The organism is Escherichia sp. WS1265, assembly GCF_046487585.1.
GTDB classification, from domain to species: Bacteria; Pseudomonadota; Gammaproteobacteria; order Enterobacterales; family Enterobacteriaceae; genus Escherichia; species Escherichia coli.
In genome coordinates this window covers 109873-131986 of the sequence record NZ_JBJQJE010000003.1, presented here as the reverse complement: position 1 = coordinate 131986, position 22114 = coordinate 109873, and the positions used below count along the sequence as shown (strand labels likewise).

Sequence of the window (22114 nt, the reverse complement as noted above, 5' to 3'; positions counted from 1 at the left end):
CTCCAGTTTTTGACAAGGGCACGAAGTCTACTCGCAACGCGACGGCGAGACAAATTTTACGCAGGAATCAAACAACGGTGGGCAGTGACTAAAAAAAGCACGATCTGATGGTTTAGTAATTAAATTAATCATCTTCAGTGATAATTTAGCCCTCTTGCGCACTAAAAAAATCGATCTCGTCAAATTTCAGACTTATCCATCAGACTATACTGTTGTACCTATAAAGGAGCAGTGGAATAGCGTTCGCAGACCGTAACTTTCAGGCACTTACCCTGAAGTACGGGGCTGTGGGATAAAAACAATCTGGAGGAATGTCGTGCAAACCTTTCAAGCCGATCTTGCCATTGTAGGCGCCGGTGGCGCGGGATTACGTGCTGCAATTGCTGCCGCGCAGGCAAATCCAAATGCAAAAATCGCACTAATCTCAAAAGTATACCCGATGCGTAGCCATACCGTTGCTGCAGAAGGGGGCTCCGCCGCTGTCGCGCAGGATCATGACAGCTTCGAATATCACTTTCACGATACAGTAGCGGGTGGCGACTGGTTGTGTGAGCAGGATGTCGTGGATTATTTCGTCCACCACTGCCCAACCGAAATGACCCAACTGGAACTGTGGGGATGCCCATGGAGCCGTCGCCCGGATGGTAGCGTCAACGTACGTCGCTTCGGCGGCATGAAAATCGAGCGTACCTGGTTCGCCGCCGATAAGACCGGCTTCCATATGCTGCACACGCTGTTCCAGACCTCTCTGCAATTCCCGCAGATCCAGCGTTTTGACGAACATTTCGTGCTGGATATTCTGGTTGATGATGGTCATGTTCGCGGCCTGGTAGCAATGAACATGATGGAAGGCACGCTGGTGCAGATCCGTGCTAACGCGGTCGTTATGGCTACCGGCGGTGCGGGTCGCGTTTATCGTTACAACACCAACGGCGGCATCGTTACCGGTGACGGTATGGGTATGGCGCTAAGCCACGGCGTTCCGCTGCGTGACATGGAATTCGTTCAGTATCACCCAACCGGTCTGCCAGGTTCCGGTATCCTGATGACCGAAGGCTGCCGCGGTGAAGGCGGTATTCTGGTCAACAAAAATGGCTACCGTTATCTGCAAGATTACGGCATGGGCCCGGAAACTCCGCTGGGCGAGCCGAAAAACAAATATATGGAACTGGGTCCACGCGACAAAGTTTCTCAGGCCTTCTGGCACGAATGGCGTAAAGGCAACACCATCTCCACGCCGCGTGGCGATGTGGTTTATCTCGACCTGCGTCACCTCGGCGAGAAAAAACTGCATGAACGTCTGCCGTTCATCTGCGAACTGGCGAAAGCGTACGTTGGCGTCGATCCGGTTAAAGAACCGATTCCGGTACGTCCGACCGCACACTACACCATGGGCGGTATCGAAACCGATCAGAACTGTGAAACCCGCATTAAAGGTCTGTTCGCCGTGGGTGAATGTTCCTCTGTTGGTCTGCACGGTGCAAACCGTCTGGGTTCTAACTCCCTGGCGGAACTGGTGGTCTTCGGCCGTCTGGCCGGTGAACAAGCGACAGAGCGTGCAGCAACTGCCGGTAATGGCAACGAAGCGGCAATTGAAGCGCAGGCAGCTGGCGTTGAACAACGTCTGAAAGATCTGGTTAACCAGGAGGGCGGCGAAAACTGGGCGAAGATCCGCGACGAAATGGGCCTGGCTATGGAAGAAGGTTGCGGTATCTACCGTACGCCGGAACTGATGCAGAAAACCATCGACAAGCTGGCTGAGCTGCAGGAACGCTTCAAGCGCGTGCGCATCACCGACACCTCCAGCGTGTTCAACACCGACCTGCTCTACACCATTGAACTGGGTCACGGTCTGAACGTTGCTGAATGTATGGCGCACTCCGCAATGGCACGTAAAGAGTCCCGCGGCGCGCACCAGCGTCTGGACGAAGGTTGCACCGAGCGTGACGACGTCAACTTCCTCAAACACACCCTCGCCTTCCGCGATGCTGATGGCACAACTCGCCTGGAGTACAGCGACGTGAAGATTACTACGCTGCCGCCAGCTAAACGCGTTTACGGTGGCGAAGCGGATGCAGCCGATAAGGCGGAAGCAGCCAATAAGAAGGAGAAGGCGAATGGCTGAGATGAAAAACCTGAAAATTGAGGTGGTGCGCTATAACCCGGAAGTCGATACCGCACCGCATAGCGCATTCTATGAAGTGCCTTATGACGCAACTACCTCATTACTGGATGCGCTGGGCTACATCAAAGACAACCTGGCACCGGACCTGAGCTACCGCTGGTCCTGCCGTATGGCGATTTGTGGTTCCTGCGGCATGATGGTTAACAACGTGCCAAAACTGGCATGTAAAACCTTCCTGCGTGATTACACCGACGGTATGAAGGTTGAAGCGTTAGCTAACTTCCCGATTGAACGCGATCTGGTGGTCGATATGACCCACTTCATCGAAAGTCTGGAAGCGATCAAACCGTACATCATCGGCAACTCCCGCACCGCGGATCAAGGTACTAACATCCAGACCCCGGCGCAGATGGCGAAGTATCACCAGTTCTCCGGTTGCATCAACTGTGGTCTGTGCTACGCCGCGTGCCCGCAGTTTGGCCTGAACCCAGAGTTCATCGGTCCGGCTGCCATTACGCTGGCGCATCGTTACAACGAAGATAGCCGCGACCACGGTAAGAAGGAGCGTATGGCGCAGTTGAACAGCCAGAACGGCGTATGGAGCTGTACTTTCGTGGGCTACTGCTCCGAAGTCTGCCCGAAACACGTCGATCCGGCTGCGGCCATTCAGCAGGGCAAAGTAGAAAGTTCGAAAGATTTTCTTATCGCGACCCTGAAACCACGCTAAGGAGTGCAACATGACGACTAAACGTAAACCGTATGTACGGCCAATGACGTCCACCTGGTGGAAAAAATTGCCGTTTTATCGCTTTTACATGCTGCGCGAAGGCACGGCAGTTCCGGCTGTGTGGTTCAGCATTGAACTGATTTTCGGGCTGTTTGCCCTGAAAAATGGCCCGGAAAGCTGGGCGGGATTCGTCGACTTTTTACAAAACCCGGTTATTGTGATCATTAACCTGATCACTCTGGCGGCAGCTCTGCTGCACACCAAAACCTGGTTTGAACTGGCACCAAAAGCGGCCAATATCATTGTAAAAGACGAAAAAATGGGACCAGAGCCAATTATCAAAAGTCTCTGGGCGGTAACTGTGGTTGCCACCATCGTAATCCTGTTTGTTGCCCTGTACTGGTAAGGAGCCTGAGATGATTAATCCAAATCCAAAGCGTTCTGACGAACCGGTATTCTGGGGCCTCTTCGGGGCCGGTGGTATGTGGAGCGCAATTATTGCGCCGGTGATGATCCTGCTGGTGGGTATTCTGCTGCCGCTGGGGCTGTTTCCGGGTGACGCACTGAGCTACGAGCGCGTTCTGGCGTTCGCGCAGAGCTTCATTGGTCGCGTATTCCTGTTCCTGATGATCGTTCTGCCGTTGTGGTGTGGTTTACACCGTATGCACCACGCGATGCACGATCTGAAAATCCACGTACCTGCGGGCAAATGGGTTTTCTACGGTCTGGCTGCTATCCTGACAGTTGTCACGCTGATTGGTGTCGTTACAATCTAACGCATCGCCAATGTAAATCCGGCCCGCCTATGGCGGGCCTTTTTGTATGGAAACCAGACCCTATGTTCAAAATGACGCTCTGCGCCTTATTAATTACCGCCTCTTGCTCCACATTTGCCGCCCCTCAACAAATCAACGATATTGTGCATCGCACAATTACCCCGCTTATAGAGCAACAAAAGATCCCCGGTATGGCGGTGGCGGTAATTTATCAGGGTAAACCTTATTACTTTACCTGGGGCTATGCGGACATCGCCAAAAAGCAGCCCGTCACACAGCAAACGTTGTTTGAGTTAGGTTCGGTCAGCAAAACATTTACGGGCGTGCTTGGTGGCGACGCTATTGCACGAGGGGAAATCAAGTTAAGCGATCCCGCGACAAAATACTGGCCTGAACTTACCGCTAAACAATGGAATGGGATCACACTATTACATCTTGCGACCTACACCGCTGGCGGCCTGCCATTGCAGGTGCCGGATGACGTTAAATCCTCAAGCGACTTGCTGCGCTTCTATCAAAACTGGCAGCCTGCATGGGCTCCAGGAACACAACGTCTGTATGCCAACTCCAGTATCGGTTTGTTCGGCGCACTGGCTGTGAAGCCGTCTGGTTTGAGTTTTGAGCAGGCGATGCAAACTCGTGTCTTCCAGCCACTCAAACTCAACCATACGTGGATTAATGTACCGCCCGCAGAAGAAAAGAATTACGCCTGGGGATATCGCGAAGGTAAGGCAGTGCATGTTTCGCCAGGGGCGTTAGATGCTGAAGCTTATGGTGTGAAGTCGACCATTGAAGATATGGCCCGCTGGGTGCAAAGCAATTTAAAACCCCTTGATATCACTGAGAAAACGCTTCAACAAGGGATACAACTGGCACAATCTCGCTACTGGCAAACCGGCGATATGTATCAGGGCCTGGGCTGGGAAATGCTGGACTGGCCGGTAAATCCTGACAGCATCATTAACGGCAGTGACAATAAAATTGCACTGGCAGCACGCCCCGTAAAAGCGATTACGCCCCCAACTCCTGCAGTGCGCGCATCATGGGTACATAAAACAGGGGCGACCGGCGGATTTGGTAGCTATGTCGCGTTTATTCCAGAAAAAGAGCTGGGTATCGTGATGCTGGCTAACAAAAACTATCCCAATCCAGCGAGAGTCACTGCCGCCTGGCAGATTCTCAACGCTCTACAGTAAAATTTCATCGGGTCCGAATTTTTGGACCTTTTCTCCGCTTTTCCTTGCTGTCATCTACACTTAGAAAAAAACCAGTAAGGAAACATTTATGCGCCTGCTCCCTCTCGTTGCCGCAGCGACAGCTGCATTTCTGGTCGTTGCCTGCAGTTCTCCTACGCCGCCCCGTGGCGTGACCGTAGTGAATAATTTCGATGCTAAACGCTATCTCGGTACCTGGTATGAGATTGCCCGTTTTGATCACCGCTTTGAACGTGGACTGGAAAAAGTCACCGCAACATACAGCCTGCGGGATGACGGCGGCCTGAATGTCATTAATAAAGGCTATAACCCTGACAGAGAAATGTGGCAACAGAGTGAAGGGAAAGCGTACTTTACCGGCGCACCAACTCGCGCTGCGCTGAAAGTGTCATTCTTTGGTCCTTTCTATGGCGGTTATAACGTTATTGCACTCGATCGGGAATACCGCCATGCGCTGGTTTGCGGCCCGGACCGCGACTACCTGTGGATACTCTCCCGCACGCCAACCATTTCTGACGAAGTGAAACAGGAGATGCTGGCAATCGCGACCCGGGAAGGGTTTGATGTCAGTAAGTTTATTTGGGTACAGCAACCCGGTAGTTAATGAGTGCTGAGTTTCAGACCAATAATCCCCAATACGATTAACGCCAGACTCGCCAGGCGCATCGGGTTAGCGGACTCGCCGAGCAGCACAATGCCGGTGATGGCCGCGCCGACTGCGCCAATACCCGTCCACACGGCATAAGCCGTCCCTACCGGTAGCGATTTCATCGCCCAGGCAAGTAGCGCCATACTGACAATCATCGCCGTCACGGTAATAACACTTGGCGTCAAACGACTAAAGCCGTGGGTATATTTCAGGCCAACGGCCCATACCACTTCCAGCAGACCAGCAATAACTAAGATAATCCAGGACATATCAGGCTCCGGAGAATTGGGGCCGTCCCCGGTGAAAAGAGGCGTTTGCAGGTCGTCCTGCAAAGCTGATGGTTGAACGGATATTTTGCCAGGTGGCAGAGGAATTTCAACTATTACCTTTGTAACTATCGCAGAAAAAACAAACGGCACGACACAGCTGCCGTACCGTTATTGCTTATTGCTGCGCTTTCGTTGCTGCGCCAGAAATCGCGTTACCGCCATCAGAAATGTCTTCACCTACGCCACGCGTGGTGTTGCAGGCAGTTAATACTGTTGAAAGCACCAGAACAGAAAAGATCGCTGCAATTGTCTTCTTCACCATAACGTCTTCCTTTTAGGTAATGTTATTTATGTTTGCCTATAGCAAATTAATAATAGACAACATCGCCAAAAATGATGGAAATCTGATGATTTTTCGGAAGAGAAGAAAAATTAGCTGGCAGCGCGGGAGATGGAATTACCGAGATGTTTAATGTCTTCACCAAAACCGCGAGCGGTGTTACAGCCCGTGAGCAGCGCACTGGCAAGCAAAACAAGAACGATAAGGCGTTTCATCATCTCTGGCCTGAATAAGTGATGGTGCAGCCTGCAGGCCGCACCACAACCGCATTACTTCACGCGAGAGACGTATTCACCAGAGCGGGTATCCACTTTGATGACTTCGCCGATTTGTACAAACAGCGGAACTTTAACCACAGCGCCAGTAGACAGGGTAGCCGGTTTGCCGCCAGTACCTGCGGTATCACCTTTCAGGCCCGGATCGGTATCCACGATTTCCAGTTCAACGAAGTTCGGCGGAGTAACGGAGATCGGCTGACCATTCCACAGAGTTACGATACACTCTGCCTGATCCAGCAACCATTTGGCGTTGTCGCCAATTGCTTTTGCATCAGCAGACAGCTGCTCGAAAGTTTCGTTGTTCATGAAGTGCCAGAACTCACCGTCGTTGTACAGGTAAGTCAGGTTCATATCGACAACATCAGCGCCTTCAGCGGAATCAGTAGATTTGAAGGTTTTTTCTACGCGAGTACCGGTCAGCAGACGACGCAGTTTAACGCGAGCAAATGCCTGGCCTTTACCCGGTTTTACGAATTCACTCGCTTCAACCGCGTAAGGTTCGCCGTCTAACATGATTTTAAGACCAGCACGAAAATCGTTGCTATAGTACGTTGCCATAAGGCCCTCTGAAATTTGTTAATTGGTAGCTAAGCCACAAAATGGCGCATATTGTAACCCTAAATACCCCATCCAGAGAAGATTGGTTAACGCAACTTGCCGATGTTGTGACCGATCCTGATGAACTTCTGCGTCTTTTGAATATAGACGCGGACGAAAAACTGTTGGCCGGACGCAGCGCCAAAAAGCTGTTTGCCCTGCGTGTGCCCCGCTCATTTATCGATCGCATGGAGAAAGGCAATCCGAACGATCCGCTTTTGCGTCAGGTAATTACCTCGCAAGATGAGTTTGTCGTCGCGCCCGGATTCTCCACCGACCCGCTGGAAGAACAGCACAGCGTAGTGCCAGGTTTGTTGCATAAATACCACAACCGGGCGCTTTTGCTGGTCAAAGGCGGCTGCGCGGTAAATTGCCGCTATTGCTTCCGTCGCCACTTCCCCTATGCCGAAAATCAGGGCAACAAGCGTAACTGGCAGACTGCACTTGAGTATGTTGCTGCGCATCCGGAACTGGACGAGATAATTTTCTCCGGCGGCGATCCGCTGATGGCGAAAGATCACGAGCTGGACTGGTTGCTCACACAACTGGAAGCCATCCCGCATATCAAACGTCTGCGGATTCACAGCCGTCTGCCGATTGTGATCCCGGCACGCATCACAGATGCGCTGGTTGAACGCTTTTCACATTCTACGCTGCAAATCTTGCTGGTGAATCACATCAACCATGCCAATGAGATAGATGAAACATTCCGTCAGGCGATGGCTAAGTTGCGCCGGGTAGGCGTTACTTTGCTCAACCAGAGCGTTCTGTTACGTGGCGTGAACGATAACGCACAAACGCTGGCAAACCTGAGTAATGCGTTGTTCGATGCCGGCGTGATGCCGTATTACCTGCATGTGCTCGATAAGGTACAGGGCGCGGCGCATTTTATGGTGAGTGATGACGAAGCACGGCAGATTATGCGTGAGTTGCTGACACTGGTGTCGGGATATCTGGTGCCTAAACTGGCGCGAGAAATTGGCGGCGAACCCAGCAAAACGCCGCTGGATCTCCAGCTACGCCAGCAGTAACTGATTAAACAGGGAAGTTTAATCTTTGCACGTTGCATAACCTTTAATTATTCATATACATTGCTGTTATTACTTTTTATATAACCAACACCAATAATTAACCTTTCTTTTCTGTTTATATAGAGTGAGCACGGCTATTTATGTTATTTTAACAACTATTACTACCAAGCCCATTTATCTGGCTTATAAATTAAAATTAATTATTTGATTGAGAAATGGTTAGGGAGAACCTACATGGCCATAAGCATCAAGGGTGTTAATACCGGTGTTATTCGCAAGAGTAATAATTTCATTGCACTGGCGCTGAAAATTAAAGAGCCTCGCAATAAAGAATCGTTGTTCTTTCTGTCTGTCATGGAACTGCGCGACCTTCTGATTGCGCTGGAAAGCCGTCTGCATCAAAAGCATAAACTGGATGCTGCTGCACGCCTTCAGTATGAGCAAGCTCGCGATAAAGTCATTAAGAAAATGGCAGAAAATATCCCAGAAATTCTGGTTGATGAGCTTAAAAATGCCGATATTAATCGTCGGGTTAACACGCTGGAACTTACCGATAATCAGGGCGAAAATCTTACCTTCGTATTAACACTACATGACGGTAGCAAATGTGAGTTAGTCATCAATGAATTACAGATTGAAATGCTGGCGCGAGCAATCATTCATGCAATTAATAATGCGGAAATGCGTGAACTGGCATTACGTATTACTTCACTGTTAGATTTCCTGCCGTTATACGACGTTGACTGCCAGGACAATGGCAATCTGGAATATGACACCTATTCCCAACCGGAATGGAAACATAACTTGTTCAACCATTATCTGGCGGTGCTTTACCGCTTTAAAGATGAAAGTGGCAAAGAACAATTTAGCGGCGCAGTAGTGAAAACGCGTGAAGCAACGCCGGGTAAAGAAGTGGAGGCGATCACTCGCCGAATGCTTGATTTCAGCCCACGACTGAAAAAACTCGCGGGTGTACCATGTCAGGTCTATGTTCGCACCGTAGCGGCAAATAACGCCCAACCGCTAACCCAGGATCAATGCTTACGCGCGCTGCATCACTTACGTGTTCAATCCACCAGCAAAACTGCACCACAGGCGAAATAATCCCATCTGTTTTACTACGAGGCTGGAAGTATCCAGCCTCTGGATCCCATCAGTTCGGGCACTTATATACCTGGCCGATAATCTGGCTATCCGTCGGGACAAAACTGGACAACATCCCCTGCGACGGGCTGCTGATGCCATAAATCACGTTACCGCCCATTGCAGCCGCCTGGTTGCGCAGATCGTTTGCCGCGCCGCGCATAGAACCGCCCTCTTCTCCGTGTTGCCCGGAAAGCCAGTTGCTTTGCTTACCTGTCGCAGTACCAATCAGCTGGCACTCTGCGCCTGGCTGCTCGTCCACAATGCGTACACTCTGACCGGCAGCACTCAATTCGTTGCTGGAGCTACAACCCGCCATCAGTAGCGCGGCACCGACAATCCCTGCTAAGTATTTTACGTGCATGTTATTCCCCATAATCAATGAGCTGGACGCCACTCGCGTCGTCCGTGTCTGAATCTTATACTAGAAAGATGACTAAAAGAAAAACCCCCAGACATTTCTGCCTGAGGGTTTGTTTATTTCTGCGAGGTGCAGGGCAATTACATCATGCCGCCCATGCCACCCATGCCGCCCATGCCGCCAGCAGCGCCTAAGTCAGCTGCATCATTTTTCGGCAGGTCGGTAACCATGCACTCGGTGGTGATCATCAGGCCAGCCACAGAAGCCGCGTACTGCAGAGCAGAACGGGTTACTTTGGTTGGATCCAGGATACCCATGTCGATCATGTTGCCGTATTCTTCGGTTGCTGCGTTGTAACCGTAGTTACCGTCGCCGCCTTTAACGGTGTTAGCAACAACAGACGGTTCTTCGCCGCAGTTCAGGACGATCTGACGCAGCGGAGCTTCCATTGCACGCAGTGCAACTTTGATACCCACGTTCTGGTCTTCGTTCTGACCACGCAGGTCAGCCAGTTTAGACGCTACGCGGATCAGCGCAACACCACCACCAGCAACCACGCCTTCTTCTACCGCAGCACGGGTCGCGTGCAGGGCGTCTTCAACGCGTGCTTTTTTCTCTTTCATTTCAACTTCGGTAGCAGCACCTACTTTGATAACTGCAACGCCGCCTGCCAGTTTCGCTACACGCTCCTGCAGTTTTTCACGGTCGTAGTCAGAAGTTGCTTCTTCAATCTGCTGACGGATCTGAGCAACACGGCCCTGGATTGCAGCTTCTTCACCCACGCCATCGATGATGGTGGTGGTGTCTTTGTTGATCACAACACGTTTAGCCTGACCCAGGTCTTCCAGGGTTGCTTTTTCCAGCTCCATACCGATCTCTTCAGAGATTACGGTACCGCCAGTCAGGGTTGCGATATCCTGCAGCATAGCTTTACGACGATCGCCGAAGCCCGGAGCTTTAACCGCAGCAACTTTCACGATGCCACGCATGGTGTTAACAACCAGAGTTGCCAGCGCTTCGCCTTCTACATCTTCAGCGATGATCAGCAGCGGTTTGCCTGCTTTGGCAACAGCTTCCAGAACCGGCAGCATTTCGCGGATGTTGGAGATTTTCTTGTCAGCCAGCAGGATGAATGGGCTTTCCAGTTCTACTGCGCCAGTTTCCGGCTTGTTGATGAAGTAAGGAGACAGGTAGCCACGGTCGAACTGCATACCTTCAACCACGTCCAGTTCGTCCTGCAGACCGGTACCGTCTTCAACGGTGATAACGCCTTCTTTACCGACTTTGTCCATCGCTTCAGCGATCAGTTTACCTACGGTTTCGTCGGAGTTAGCGGAGATGGTACCAACCTGAGCAATCGCTTTAGAGTCAGAGCACGGTACGGACAGCGCTTTCAGTTCTTCAACTGCAGCGGTAACAGCTTTGTCGATACCACGTTTCAGGTCCATCGGGTTCATGCCCGCAGCAACAGCTTTCAGACCTTCAGTGATGATAGCCTGAGCCAGTACGGTTGCAGTGGTGGTACCGTCGCCTGCAGCGTCGTTCGCTTTAGAGGCAACTTCTTTCACCATCTGCGCACCCATATTTTCGAACTTGTCTTCCAGTTCGATTTCACGAGCAACGGAAACACCATCTTTGGTGATGGTCGGTGCACCGAAAGATTTATCCAGAACTACGTTACGGCCTTTCGGACCGAGGGTAACTTTCACTGCATCTGCCAGTACGTTTACGCCGCGCAGCATTTTCACACGAGCGTCGTTACCGAATTTTACGTCTTTAGCTGCCATTATCTTTATTCCTTAAATTCGTATGTTCAGTGTCGTGCGCGGATTACGCTTCAACAATTGCCAGAATGTCGCTTTCGGACATGATCAACACTTCTTCATTGTCGATCTTCTCAGATTTCACACCGTAGCCATCGTTGAAAATAACGATGTCGCCAACTTTCACATCCAGCGGCTTCACTTCGCCATTTTCAAGGATACGGCCATTGCCGACAGCCAGCACTTCGCCGCGGGTGGATTTAGCCGCTGCAGAGCCGGTCAGAACGATGCCGCCAGCAGATTTAGTTTCAACTTCTTTACGCTTGACGATCACGCGATCATGCAATGGACGAATATTCATTGATAACTCTCCTTTGAGAAAGTCCGTATCTGTTATGGGTGACGCCGGAGCTTACGTGGTTTCCCGGCTGGTGACCAGAGAAATGGGGATGAGGCTTCGCCCATTCAAGGGGGAAAAAGAAAAAAAATTCTGATCAGCACAAAATCGGGTGAAAACCCTGATTCACCTCACATTTCATCGCAATTTCTTCATCACCGTCATAAGCGAATCTGATTGTGCTACCATCGAAAATCTACGCAGTTGCCCATAATTTGGGCGCAATCGGACATCAACCCATGAGTGGACTCAAACAAGAACTGGGGCTGGCCCAGGGCATTGGCCTGCTATCGACGTCATTATTAGGCACTGGCGTGTTTGCCGTTCCTGCGTTAGCTGCACTGGTAGCGGGCAATAACAGCCTGTGGGCGTGGCCTGTTTTGATTATCTTAGTGTTCCCGATTGCGATTGTGTTTGCGATTCTGGGTCGCCACTATCCCAGCGCAGGCGGTGTCGCGCACTTCGTCGGTATGGCGTTTGGTTCGCGGCTTGAGCGAGTCACCGGCTGGTTGTTTTTATCGGTCATTCCCGTGGGTTTGCCTGCCGCGCTACAAATTGCCGCCGGGTTCGGCCAGGCAATGTTTGGCTGGCATAGCTGGCAACTGTTGTTGGCAGAACTCGGTACGCTGGCGCTGGTGTGGTATATCGGTACTCGCGGTGCTAGTTCCAGTGCTAATCTACAAACCGTTATTGCCGGACTTATCGTCGCGCTGATTGTCGCTATCTGGTGGGCGGGCGATATCAAACCTGCGAATATCCCCTTCCCTGCACCTGGTAATATCGAACTTACCGGGTTATTTGCTGCGTTATCAGTGATGTTCTGGTGCTTTGTCGGTCTGGAGGCATTTGCCCATCTTGCCTCGGAATTTAAAAATCCAGAGCGTGATTTTCCTCGTGCTTTGATGATTGGTCTGCTGCTGGCAGGATTAGTCTACTGGGGCTGTACGGTAGTCGTCTTACACTTCGACGCCTATGGTGAAAAAATGGCGGCGGCAGCATCGCTTCCAAAAATTGTAGTGCAGTTGTTCGGTGTAGGAGCGTTATGGATTGCCTGCGTGATTGGCTATCTGGCCTGCTTTGCCAGTCTCAACATTTATATACAGAGCTTCGCCCGTCTGGTCTGGTCGCAGGCGCAACATAATCCTGACCACTACCTGGCACGCCTCTCTTCTCGTCATATCCCGAATAATGCCCTCAATGCGGTGCTCGGCTGCTGCGTGGTGAGCACGTTGGTGATTCATGCTTTAGAGATCAATCTGGACGCACTTATCATCTATGCCAATGGCATCTTTATTATGATTTATCTGTTATGCATGCTGGCAGGCTGTAAATTATTGCAAGGACGTTATCGACTACTGGCGGTGGTTGGCGGGCTGTTATGCGTTCTGTTACTGGCAATGGTCGGCTGGAAAAGTCTCTATGCGCTGATCATGCTGGCGGGGTTATGGCTGTTTCTGCCTAAACGAAAAACGCCGGAAAATGGCATAACCACATAATCCGGCGTTTCGGCATTAATCCTGGCGATCGTCTTTATGATCAAGGCGGTCGCGGTCATCATCCTTTCGCTGGTACTCACCATCAAAAGTATTACCGCCACCAGTCCCGGCGCTAAAACCGCCGCCTGGCATGCGAGAAAAGCGCAAATGCGGCATCAACTTCACTGTCAGATGCTTTTGCACCGGCGGCAATAAAAGCAGAAGACCGAGGAAGTCGGTGAAAAAGCCAGGTAATAAAAGCAGCAAACCGGCAATGATCAGCGAAACACTTTTAATCATCTCCGCCGCTGGGTTTTCACCCGCCGCCATTTTTTGCTGCATCAGCACGAAATTCTTAAAGCCCTGGTTGCGTACCAGTGACATACCGATAACTGACGTGAATATAACCAGCACGAGGGTCAGCAATACCCCCAATACATGGGCAACCTGAATAAAGATTGAAATCTCAATATAGACATAAAGGAAAATGGCAATAAAAGGTAACCAGCGCAAAGGTTTCTCCTGTAATAGCAGCCGGTTAACCCCGGCTACCTGAATGGGTTGCGAATCGCGTTCAGCTTATATTGTGGTCGTTAGCAAAATTTCAAGATGTTTGCGCAACTATTTTTGGTAGTAATCCCAAAGCGGTGATCTATTTCACAAATTAATAATTAAGGGGTAAAAACCGACACTTAAAGTGATCCAGATTACGGTAGAAATCCTCAAGCAGCATATGATCTCGGGTATTCGGTCGATGCAGGGGATAATCGTCGGTCGAAAAACATTCGAAACCACATATATTCTGTGTGTTTAAAGCAAATCATTGGCAGCTTGAAAAAGAAGGTTCACATGTCAAACAACATTCGTATCGAAGAAGATCTGTTGGGTACCAGGGAAGTTCCAGCTGATGCCTACTATGGTGTTCACACTCTGAGAGCGATTGAAAACTTCTATATCAGCAACAACAAAATCAGTGATATTCCTGAATTTGTTCGCGGTATGGTAATGGTTAAAAAAGCCGCAGCTATGGCAAACAAAGAGCTGCAAACCATTCCTAAAAGTGTAGCGAATGCCATCATTGCCGCATGTGATGAAGTCCTGAACAACGGAAAATGCATGGATCAGTTCCCGGTAGACGTCTACCAGGGCGGCGCAGGTACTTCCGTAAACATGAACACCAACGAAGTGCTGGCCAATATCGGTCTGGAACTGATGGGTCACCAGAAAGGTGAATATCAGTACCTGAACCCGAACGACCATGTTAACAAATGTCAGTCCACTAACGACGCCTACCCGACCGGTTTCCGTATCGCAGTTTACTCTTCCCTGATTAAGCTGGTAGATGCGATTAACCAACTGCGTGAAGGCTTTGAACGTAAAGCTGTCGAATTCCAGGACATCCTGAAAATGGGTCGTACCCAGCTGCAGGACGCAGTACCGATGACCCTCGGTCAGGAATTCCGCGCTTTCAGCATCCTGCTGAAAGAAGAAGTGAAAAATATCCAACGTACCGCTGAGCTGCTGCTGGAAGTTAACCTTGGCGCAACAGCAATCGGTACTGGTCTGAACACGCCGAAAGAGTACTCTCCGCTGGCAGTGAAAAAACTGGCTGAAGTCACTGGCTTCCCATGCGTACCGGCTGAAGACCTGATCGAAGCGACCTCTGACTGCGGCGCTTATGTTATGGTTCACGGCGCGCTGAAACGCCTGGCTGTGAAGATGTCCAAAATCTGTAACGACCTGCGCTTGCTCTCTTCTGGCCCACGTGCCGGCCTGAACGAGATCAACCTGCCGGAACTGCAGGCGGGCTCTTCCATCATGCCAGCTAAAGTAAACCCGGTTGTTCCGGAAGTGGTTAACCAGGTATGCTTCAAAGTCATCGGTAACGACACCACTGTTACCATGGCAGCAGAAGCAGGTCAGCTGCAGTTGAACGTTATGGAGCCGGTCATTGGCCAGGCTATGTTCGAATCCGTTCACATTCTGACCAACGCTTGCTACAACCTGCTGGAAAAATGCATTAACGGCATCACTGCTAACAAAGAAGTGTGCGAAGGTTACGTTTACAACTCTATCGGTATCGTTACTTACCTGAACCCGTTCATCGGTCACCACAACGGTGACATCGTGGGTAAAATCTGTGCCGAAACCGGTAAGAGTGTACGTGAAGTCGTTCTGGAACGCGGTCTGTTGACTGAAGCGGAACTTGACGATATTTTCTCCGTACAGAATCTGATGCACCCGGCTTACAAAGCAAAACGCTATACTGATGAAAGCGAACAGTAATCGTACAGGGTAGTACAAATAGAGAAGGCACGTCAGATGACGTGCCTTTTTTCTTGTGAGCAGTAACTTAAAAATAACAATCTAATATCAACTTGTTAAAAAACAAGGAAGGCTAATATGCTAGTTGTAGAACTCATCATAGTTTTGCTGGCGATCTTCTTGGGCGCCAGATTGGGGGGAATAGGTATTGGTTTTGCAGGCGGATTGGGGGTGCTGGTTCTTGCCGCTATTGGCGTTAAACCCGGTAACATCCCGTTCGATGTCATTTCCATTATCATGGCGGTTATCGCCGCTATTTCTGCCATGCAGGTTGCTGGCGGTCTGGACTATCTGGTTCATCAGACAGAAAAGCTGCTGCGCCGTAACCCGAAATACATCACGATCCTCGCGCCGATCGTGACCTATTTCCTGACAATCTTTGCTGGTACTGGCAACATCTCTCTGGCGACACTGCCAGTTATCGCTGAAGTTGCGAAGGAACAAGGCGTTAAACCTTGCCGTCCGCTGTCTACTGCAGTGGTATCCGCGCAGATTGCGATCACCGCATCGCCAATCTCAGCAGCAGTGGTTTACATGTCTTCCGTAATGGAAGGTCATGGCATCAGCTACCTCCATCTGCTCTCCGTGGTCATCCCGTCCACCCTGCTGGCGGTTCTGGTGATGTCCTTCCTGGTCACTATGCTGTTCAACTCCAAACTCTCTGACGATCCGATTTATCGCAAGCGTCTGGAAGAAGGCCTGGTTGAACTGCGCGGTGAAAAGCAGATTGAAATCAAATCCGGTGCAAAAACGTCCGTCTGGCTATTCCTGCTGGGCGTAGTTGGCGTGGTTATCTATGCAATCATCAACAGCCCAAGCATGGGTCTGGTTGAAAAACCGCTGATGAACACCACCAACGCAATCCTGATCATCATGCTCAGCGTTGCAACTCTGACCACCGTTATCTGTAAAGTCGATACCGACAACATCCTCAACTCCAGCACCTTCAAAGCAGGTATGAGCGCCTGTATTTGTATCCTGGGTGTTGCGTGGCTGGGCGATACTTTCGTTTCCAACAACATCGACTGGATCAAAGATACCGCTGGTGAAGTGATTCAGGGTCATCCGTGGCTGCTGGCCGTCATCTTCTTCTTTGCTTCTGCTCTGCTGTACTCTCAGGCTGCAACCGCAAAAGCACTGATGCCGATGGCTCTGGCACTGAACGTTTCTCCTCTGACCGCTGTTGCTTCTTTCGCTGCGGTGTCTGGTCTGTTCATTCTGCCGACCTACCCGACGCTGGTTGCTGCGGTACAGATGGATGACACGGGTACTACCCGTATCGGTAAATTCGTCTTCAACCATCCGTTCTTCATCCCGGGTACTCTGGGTGTTGCCCTGGCCGTTTGCTTCGGCTTCGTGCTGGGTAGCTTCATGCTGTAATGACCAATCGCGGGGCTTCAGGCCCCGCTTTCTTTCCCGCCGACTAACATCCTTCCCCCGTCCGTTGTATAGTGACCTCTCTCTTGCGGTTCCATCTGTTCTTGCGAGGTGTTTATGCTTGATGAAAAAAGTTCGAATACCGCGTCTGTCGTGGTGCTATGTACGGCACCGGATGAAGCGACAGCCCAGGATTTAGCCGCCAAAGTGCTGGCGGAAAAACTGGCGGCCTGCGCGACCTTGATTCCCGGCGCTACCTCTCTCTATTACTGGGAAGGTAAGCTGGAGCAAGAATACGAAGTGCAGATGATTTTAAAAACTACCGTATCTCACCAGCAGGCACTGCTGGAATGCCTGAAGTCTCATCATCCATATCAAACCCCGGAACTTCTGGTTTTACCTGTTACACACGGAGACACAGATTACCTCTCATGGCTCAACGCATCTTTACGCTGATCCTGCTACTTTGCAGCACTTCCGTTTTTGCCGGATTATTCGACGCGCCGGGACGTTCACAATTTGTCCCCGCGGATCAAGCCTTTGCTTTTGATTTTCAGCAAAACCAACATGACCTTAATCTGACCTGGCAGATCAAAGACGGTTACTACCTCTACCGTAAACAGATCCGCATTACGCCGGAACACGCGAAAATTGCCGACGTACAGCTGCCGCAAGGCGTCTGGCATGAAGATGAGTTTTACGGCAAAAGCGAGATTTACCGCGATCGGCTGACGCTTCCCGTCACCATCAACCAGGCGAGTGCGGGAGCGACGTTAACTATCACCTACCAGGGCTGTGCTGATGCCGGTTTCTGTTATCCGCCAGAAACCAAAACCGTTCCGTTAAGCGAAGTGGTCGCCAACAACGCAGCGTCACAGCCTGTGTCTGTTCCGCAGCAAGAGCAGCCCACCGCGCAATTGCCCTTTTCCGCGCTCTGGGCGTTGTTGATCGGTATTGGTATCGCCTTTACGCCATGCGTGCTGCCAATGTACCCACTGATTTCTGGTATCGTGCTGGGCGGTAAACAGCGGCTCTCCACTGCCAGAGCATTGTTGCTGACCTTTATTTATGTGCAGGGGATGGCGCTGACTTACACGGCACTGGGTCTGGTGGTTGCCGCCGCAGGGTTACAGTTCCAGGCGGCGCTACAGCACCCATACGTGCTCATTGGCCTCGCTATCGTCTTTACCTTGCTGGCGATGTCAATGTTTGGCTTGTTTACTCTGCAACTCCCCTCTTCGCTGCAAACACGTCTCACGCTGATGAGCAATCGCCAACAGGGCGGCTCACCTGGCGGTGTGTTTGTTATGGGGGCGATTGCCGGACTGATCTGTTCACCATGCACCACCGCACCGCTTAGCGCGATTCTGCTGTATATCGCCCAAAGCGGGAACATGTGGCTGGGCGGCGGCACGCTTTATCTCTATGCGTTGGGCATGGGCCTGCCGCTGATGCTAATAACCGTCTTTGGTAACCGCCTGCTGCCGAAAAGCGGCCCGTGGATGGAACAAGTCAAAACCGCGTTTGGTTTTGTGATCCTCGCACTGCCGGTCTTCCTGCTGGAGCGAGTGATTGGTGATATATGGGGATTACGCTTGTGGTCGGCGCTTGGTGTCGCATTCTTTGGCTGGGCCTTTATCACCAGCCTACAGGCCAAACGCGGCTGGATGCGCGTGGTGCAAATAATCCTGCTGGCAGCGGCATTGGTTAGCGTGCGCCCACTTCAGGATTGGGCATTTGGTGCGACGCATACCGCGCAAACTCAGACGCATCTCAACTTTACACAAATCAAAACGATAGATGAGTTAAATCAGGCGCTCGTTGAAGCCAAAGGCAAACCAGTGATGTTAGATCTCTATGCCGACTGGTGCGTCGCCTGTAAAGAGTTTGAGAAATACACCTTCAGCGACCCGCAGGTGCAAAAAGCGTTAGCAGACACGGTCTTACTTCAGGCTAACGTCACTGCCAACGACGCCCAAGATGTGGCGCTGTTAAAGCATCTTAATGTCCTTGGCCTACCGACAATTCTCTTTTTTGACGGACAAGGCCAAGAGCATCCACAAGCACGCGTCACGGGCTTTATGGATGCTGAAACCTTCAGCGCACATTTGCGCGATCGCCAACCGTGAACGACACTTGCAGTGGGAAAGACGGAGGAAAATAGCGTGCAACGTGAAGATGTACTGGGAGAAGCCCTGAAATTATTAGAATTACAAGGGATTGCCAACACCACGCTGGAGATGGTTGCTGAACGTGTGGATTATCCACTGGACGAGCTACGCCGCTTCTGGCCAGACAAAGAGGCAATCCTCTACGATGCGCTGCGTTATCTTAGCCAACAGATAGATGTCTGGCGTCGTCAGCTGATGCTGGACGAAACGCAAACCGCCGAACAAAAGTTGCTGGCACGTTATCAGGCGTTATCGGAGTGCGTTAAAAACAACCGCTATCCGGGCTGTCTATTTATCGCTGCCTGTACGTTTTATCCCGATCCTGGCCACCCTATTCATCAACTGGCCGATCAGCAAAAAAGCGCGGCCTACGATTTCACCCACGAACTGTTAACCACACTGGAAGTTGACGATCCGGCGATGGTAGCAAAGCAGATGGAACTGGTGCTGGAAGGCTGTTTAAGCCGAATGCTGGTGAATCGCAGCCAGGCGGATGTCGACACCGCACATCGGCTGGCGGAAGATATCCTGCGCTTCGCCCGCTGCCGCCAGGGTGGTGCTTTGACCTGACAGAAACACAGAAAAGAAGCGATTTGCCGCAATATTAAGCAGTTGAATCGCTTTTACTGAAATTAGGTTGACGAGATGTGCAGATTACGGTTTAATGCGCCCCGTTGCCCGGATAGCTCAGTCGGTAGAGCAGGGGATTGAAAATCCCCGTGTCCTTGGTTCGATTCCGAGTCCGGGCACCAAATTCATATAAACGGACCTCCACGGAGGTCCGTTTTTCGTTTCAGGACGCCACAATTTAAGCGTTCTGCCTAAAAATCATTTCTACCGAACTCAACCAGATTCTCCCCACATCACCAGCAATTTGCGGGCATATCCCAATTCGGGGAAATGTGTTCCTGAGCTATAGCACTGACTGACGTGAAATGTCGTGCGGCCCCGTGATGCTGTTGAACGTCAAATGACGTCATCAGGAGCGTAACGCATCCATAAAGCACAACATCGGGCAGAACGCCGACTGATAAGATTTTCTGAATGAGAACAAAGAGAAATGTATCAGTCCGCTTGCTCATGCAAAGACTAACAATCCATTAAAATAGTAAGCGCTCCGGGCAATTTTCCATGGATTATTTTCTGAACATTTTTCTTTGGCAAAGATGATGAATTTTGATGGTAAGGAATATTACTTCTGGTTCTCAGTAAAATCCTTTCGTAATACTATGTGATCAAGAAGTTTATGGCTGGTAAAAATAACGTCTTGCATTCACCAATAATATGTAAATAAACCCATCTATAGATGGTAAAAATAGGTTGTGGCAATTATCATTGCATCATTCCCTTTTCGAATGAGTTTCTATTATGCAACAACCTGTAGTTCGCGTTGGCGAATGGCTTGTTACTCCGTCCATAAACCAAATTAGCCGCAATGGGCGTCAACTTACCCTTGAGCCGAGATTAATCGATCTTCTGGTTTTCTTTGCTCAACACAGTGGCGAAGTACTTAGCAGGGATGAACTTATCGATAATGTCTGGAAGAGAAGTATTGTCACCAATCACGTTGTGACGCAGAGTATCTCAGAACTACGTAAGTCATTAAAAGATAATGATGAAGATAGTCCTGTCTATATCGCTACTGTACCAAAGCGCGGCTATAAATTAATGGTGCCGGTTATCTGGTACAGCGAAGAAGAGGGAGAGGAAATAATGCTATCTTCGCCTCCCCCTATACCAGAGGCGGTTCCTGACACAGCTTCTCCCTCCCACAGTCTTAACATTCAAAACACCGCAACACCACCTGAACAATCCCCTGTTAAAAGCAAACGATTCACTACCTTTTGGGTATGGTTTTTTTTCCTGTTGTCGTTAGGTATCTGTGTAGCACTGGTAGCGTTTTCAAGTCTTGATACACGTCTTCCTATGAGCAAATCGCGTATTTTGCTCAATCCACGCGATATTGACATTAATATGGTAAATAAAAGTTGTAACAGCTGGAGTTCCCCGTATCAGCTCTCTTACGCGATAGGCGTGGGTGATTTGGTGGCGACATCACTTAACACCTTCTCCACCTTTATGGTGCATGACAAAATCAACTACAACATTGATGAACCGAGCAGTTCCGGTAAAACATTATCTATTGCGTTTGTTAATCAGCGCCAATACCGTGCTCAACAATGCTTTATGTCGGTAAAATTGGTAGACAATGCAGATGGTTCAACCATGCTGGATAAACGTTATGTCATCACTAACGGTAATCAGCTGGCGATTCAAAATGATTTACTGGAGAGTTTATCAAAAGCGTTAAACCAACCGTGGCCACAACGAATGCAGGAGATGCTCCAGCAAATTTTGCCTCATCGTGGTGCGTTATTAACTAATTTTTATCAGGCACATGATTATTTACTGCATGGCGATGATAAATCATTGAACCGTGCCAGTGAATTATTAGGTGAGATTGTTCAATCATCCCCAGAATTTACCTACGCGAGAGCAGAAAAAGCATTAGTTGATATCGTGCGCCATTCTCAACATCCTTTAGATGAAAAACAATTAGCAGCACTGAATACAGAAATAGATAACATTGTTACACTGCCGGAATTGAATAACCTGTCCATTATATATCAAATAAAAGCGGTCAGTGCTCTGGTAAAAGGTAAAACAGATGAGTCTTACCAGGCGATAAATACTGGCATTGATCTTGAAATGTCCTGGCTAAATTATGTGTTGCTTGGCAAGGTTTATGAAATGAAGGGGATGAACCGGGAAGCAGCTGATGCATATCTCACCGCCTTTAATTTACGCCCAGGGGCAAACACCCTTTACTGGATTGAAAATGGTATATTCCAGACTTCTGTTCCTTATGTTGTACCTTATCTCGACAAATTTCTCGCTTCAGAATAAGTAACTCCCGGGTTGATTTATGCTCGGCAATATTTGTTGTTGAGTTTTTGTATGTTCCTGTTGGTATAATATGTTGCGGCAATTTATTTGCCGCATAATTTTTATTACATAAATTTAACCAGAAAATGTCCCGCAATCCATTGTAAACATTGAATGTTTATCTTTTCATGATATCAACTTGCGATCCTG

At 50.0% G+C, this 22114-nt stretch carries 23 protein-coding genes, 1 tRNA gene and 1 pseudogene; 17 read left to right on the top strand and 8 right to left on the bottom strand.

The genetic code is table 11. The features are described from left to right. Positions 1-316 precede the first annotated feature (316 nt). The 6 genes from frdA (at position 317) to blc (ending at position 5446) form a co-directional block, all read left to right on the top strand. Positions 317-2125, top strand: coding sequence for a fumarate reductase (quinol) flavoprotein subunit (gene frdA, locus ACJHX3_RS04525; RefSeq protein ID WP_001192981.1), 1809 nt, complete (start codon positions 317-319; stop codon positions 2123-2125). Beyond that, positions 2118-2852, top strand: a complete 735-nt coding sequence (gene frdB / locus ACJHX3_RS04520) for a fumarate reductase iron-sulfur protein (protein ID WP_000829498.1) — start codon at positions 2118-2120, stop codon at positions 2850-2852. The genes frdA and frdB overlap by 8 nt, the downstream gene beginning before the upstream one ends. Positions 2853-2862: 10 nt before the next feature. Beyond that, positions 2863-3258, top strand: coding sequence for a fumarate reductase subunit FrdC (gene frdC / locus ACJHX3_RS04515; protein WP_000208763.1), 396 nt, complete (start codon positions 2863-2865; stop codon positions 3256-3258). 10 nt (positions 3259-3268) lie between these two features. Beyond that, positions 3269-3628, top strand: coding sequence for a fumarate reductase subunit FrdD (gene frdD / locus ACJHX3_RS04510; protein ID WP_000609663.1), 360 nt, complete (start codon positions 3269-3271; stop codon positions 3626-3628). A gap of 62 nt (positions 3629-3690) precedes the next feature. Further along, positions 3691-4824 carry a BlaEC family class C beta-lactamase gene (locus tag ACJHX3_RS04505; protein WP_001468906.1) on the top strand — a complete coding sequence of 378 codons (1134 nt, stop codon included), beginning with the start codon at positions 3691-3693 and terminating at the stop codon, positions 4822-4824. An 88-nt stretch (positions 4825-4912) separates the two neighbouring features. Further along, a complete protein-coding gene (gene blc, locus ACJHX3_RS04500; RefSeq protein WP_001238367.1) occupies positions 4913-5446 on the top strand; it encodes a lipocalin Blc in 534 nt (177 codons plus the stop codon). Here the strand turns inward: blc and sugE are convergent. From sugE to efp, 4 genes are all read right to left on the bottom strand, one after another. Beyond that, positions 5443-5760: a quaternary ammonium compound efflux SMR transporter SugE gene (gene sugE / locus ACJHX3_RS04495; protein WP_000118482.1), complete on the bottom strand. Its 318-nt coding sequence runs from the start codon at positions 5758-5760 to the stop codon at positions 5443-5445. The two genes, blc and sugE, sit on opposite strands and share 4 nt — an antisense overlap. A 175-nt stretch (positions 5761-5935) precedes the next feature. Further along, positions 5936-6082 (bottom strand): lipoprotein toxin entericidin B, encoded by a 147-nt coding sequence (ecnB, locus tag ACJHX3_RS04490; protein WP_000239596.1) that lies wholly within the window; start codon positions 6080-6082, stop codon positions 5936-5938. 110 nt (positions 6083-6192) lie between these two features. Next, complete coding sequence (ecnA, locus tag ACJHX3_RS04485; protein ID WP_000977754.1) at positions 6193-6318, bottom strand: lipoprotein antitoxin entericidin A; 126 nt, start codon at positions 6316-6318, stop codon at positions 6193-6195. Positions 6319-6369: 51 nt separating this feature from the next. Continuing rightward, the gene (gene efp, locus ACJHX3_RS04480; protein ID WP_000257278.1) at positions 6370-6936 is read right to left on the bottom strand and encodes an elongation factor P; all 567 of its coding nucleotides are present in this window, start codon (positions 6934-6936) and stop codon (positions 6370-6372) included. 41 nt (positions 6937-6977) lie between these two features. Between efp and epmB the strand changes: the two genes are divergently transcribed. Both epmB and ACJHX3_RS04470 read left to right on the top strand, forming a co-directional pair. Beyond that, positions 6978-8006: an EF-P beta-lysylation protein EpmB gene (epmB, locus tag ACJHX3_RS04475; protein WP_024046258.1), complete on the top strand. Its 1029-nt coding sequence runs from the start codon at positions 6978-6980 to the stop codon at positions 8004-8006. 234 nt (positions 8007-8240) lie between these two features. Next, positions 8241-9110 carry a YjeJ family protein gene (locus tag ACJHX3_RS04470; RefSeq protein ID WP_001008025.1) on the top strand — a complete coding sequence of 290 codons (870 nt, stop codon included), beginning with the start codon at positions 8241-8243 and terminating at the stop codon, positions 9108-9110. Positions 9111-9159: 49 nt separating this feature from the next. On the opposite strand, the gene ACJHX3_RS04465 is transcribed toward ACJHX3_RS04470, so the two are convergent. From ACJHX3_RS04465 to ACJHX3_RS04455, 3 genes are all read right to left on the bottom strand, one after another. Beyond that, complete coding sequence (locus ACJHX3_RS04465; RefSeq protein WP_000558209.1) at positions 9160-9513, bottom strand: DUF4156 domain-containing protein; 354 nt, start codon at positions 9511-9513, stop codon at positions 9160-9162. A gap of 137 nt (positions 9514-9650) precedes the next feature. Continuing rightward, a complete protein-coding gene (groL, locus tag ACJHX3_RS04460) occupies positions 9651-11297 on the bottom strand; it encodes a chaperonin GroEL (RefSeq protein ID WP_000729117.1) in 1647 nt (548 codons plus the stop codon). 43 nt (positions 11298-11340) lie between these two features. Beyond that, positions 11341-11634, bottom strand: coding sequence for a co-chaperone GroES (locus ACJHX3_RS04455; protein ID WP_001026276.1), 294 nt, complete (start codon positions 11632-11634; stop codon positions 11341-11343). Positions 11635-11909: 275 nt separating this feature from the next. On the opposite strand from ACJHX3_RS04455, the gene yjeH reads away from it, so the two are divergent. Beyond that, entirely contained in the window at positions 11910-13166 is a 1257-nt protein-coding gene (gene yjeH / locus ACJHX3_RS04450) for an L-methionine/branched-chain amino acid transporter (RefSeq protein ID WP_000015836.1), read from the top strand. 15 nt (positions 13167-13181) lie between these two features. Here the strand turns inward: yjeH and ACJHX3_RS04445 are convergent, their stop codons facing one another. Beyond that, positions 13182-13658 carry an FxsA family protein gene (locus tag ACJHX3_RS04445; protein ID WP_001267445.1) on the bottom strand — a complete coding sequence of 159 codons (477 nt, stop codon included), beginning with the start codon at positions 13656-13658 and terminating at the stop codon, positions 13182-13184. A 336-nt stretch (positions 13659-13994) separates the two neighbouring features. On the opposite strand from ACJHX3_RS04445, the gene aspA reads away from it, so the two are divergent. The 8 genes and pseudogenes from aspA (at position 13995) to cadC (ending at position 21925) form a co-directional block, all read left to right on the top strand. Next, positions 13995-15431 carry an aspartate ammonia-lyase gene (gene aspA / locus ACJHX3_RS04440; RefSeq protein ID WP_000069437.1) on the top strand — a complete coding sequence of 479 codons (1437 nt, stop codon included), beginning with the start codon at positions 13995-13997 and terminating at the stop codon, positions 15429-15431. Between the two features lie 117 nt (positions 15432-15548). Beyond that, positions 15549-16850, top strand: a complete 1302-nt coding sequence (gene dcuA / locus ACJHX3_RS04435; RefSeq protein ID WP_000961959.1) for an anaerobic C4-dicarboxylate transporter DcuA — start codon at positions 15549-15551, stop codon at positions 16848-16850. Between the two features lie 114 nt (positions 16851-16964). After that, positions 16965-17303 carry a divalent cation tolerance protein CutA gene (gene cutA, locus ACJHX3_RS04430; RefSeq protein ID WP_000883400.1) on the top strand — a complete coding sequence of 113 codons (339 nt, stop codon included), beginning with the start codon at positions 16965-16967 and terminating at the stop codon, positions 17301-17303. After that, positions 17279-18976 (top strand): protein-disulfide reductase DsbD, encoded by a 1698-nt coding sequence (dsbD, locus tag ACJHX3_RS04425; RefSeq protein ID WP_094308592.1) that lies wholly within the window; start codon positions 17279-17281, stop codon positions 18974-18976. The genes cutA and dsbD overlap by 25 nt, the downstream gene beginning before the upstream one ends. Before the next feature lie 36 nt (positions 18977-19012). Next, on the top strand, positions 19013-19588 hold the full coding sequence (locus ACJHX3_RS04420) for a transcriptional regulator (RefSeq protein WP_001188520.1): 576 nt from the start codon (positions 19013-19015) through the stop codon (positions 19586-19588). A gap of 106 nt (positions 19589-19694) precedes the next feature. Then, positions 19695-19770, top strand: a tRNA-Phe gene (locus ACJHX3_RS04415). Between the two features lie 197 nt (positions 19771-19967). Beyond that, positions 19968-20127: pseudogene (locus ACJHX3_RS04410) on the top strand (integrase); the annotation flags it as partial. Positions 20128-20386: 259 nt separating this feature from the next. Beyond that, positions 20387-21925 (top strand): lysine decarboxylation/transport transcriptional activator CadC, encoded by a 1539-nt coding sequence (gene cadC, locus ACJHX3_RS04405; RefSeq protein WP_001187195.1) that lies wholly within the window; start codon positions 20387-20389, stop codon positions 21923-21925. Positions 21926-22114: the final 189 nt, after the last annotated feature.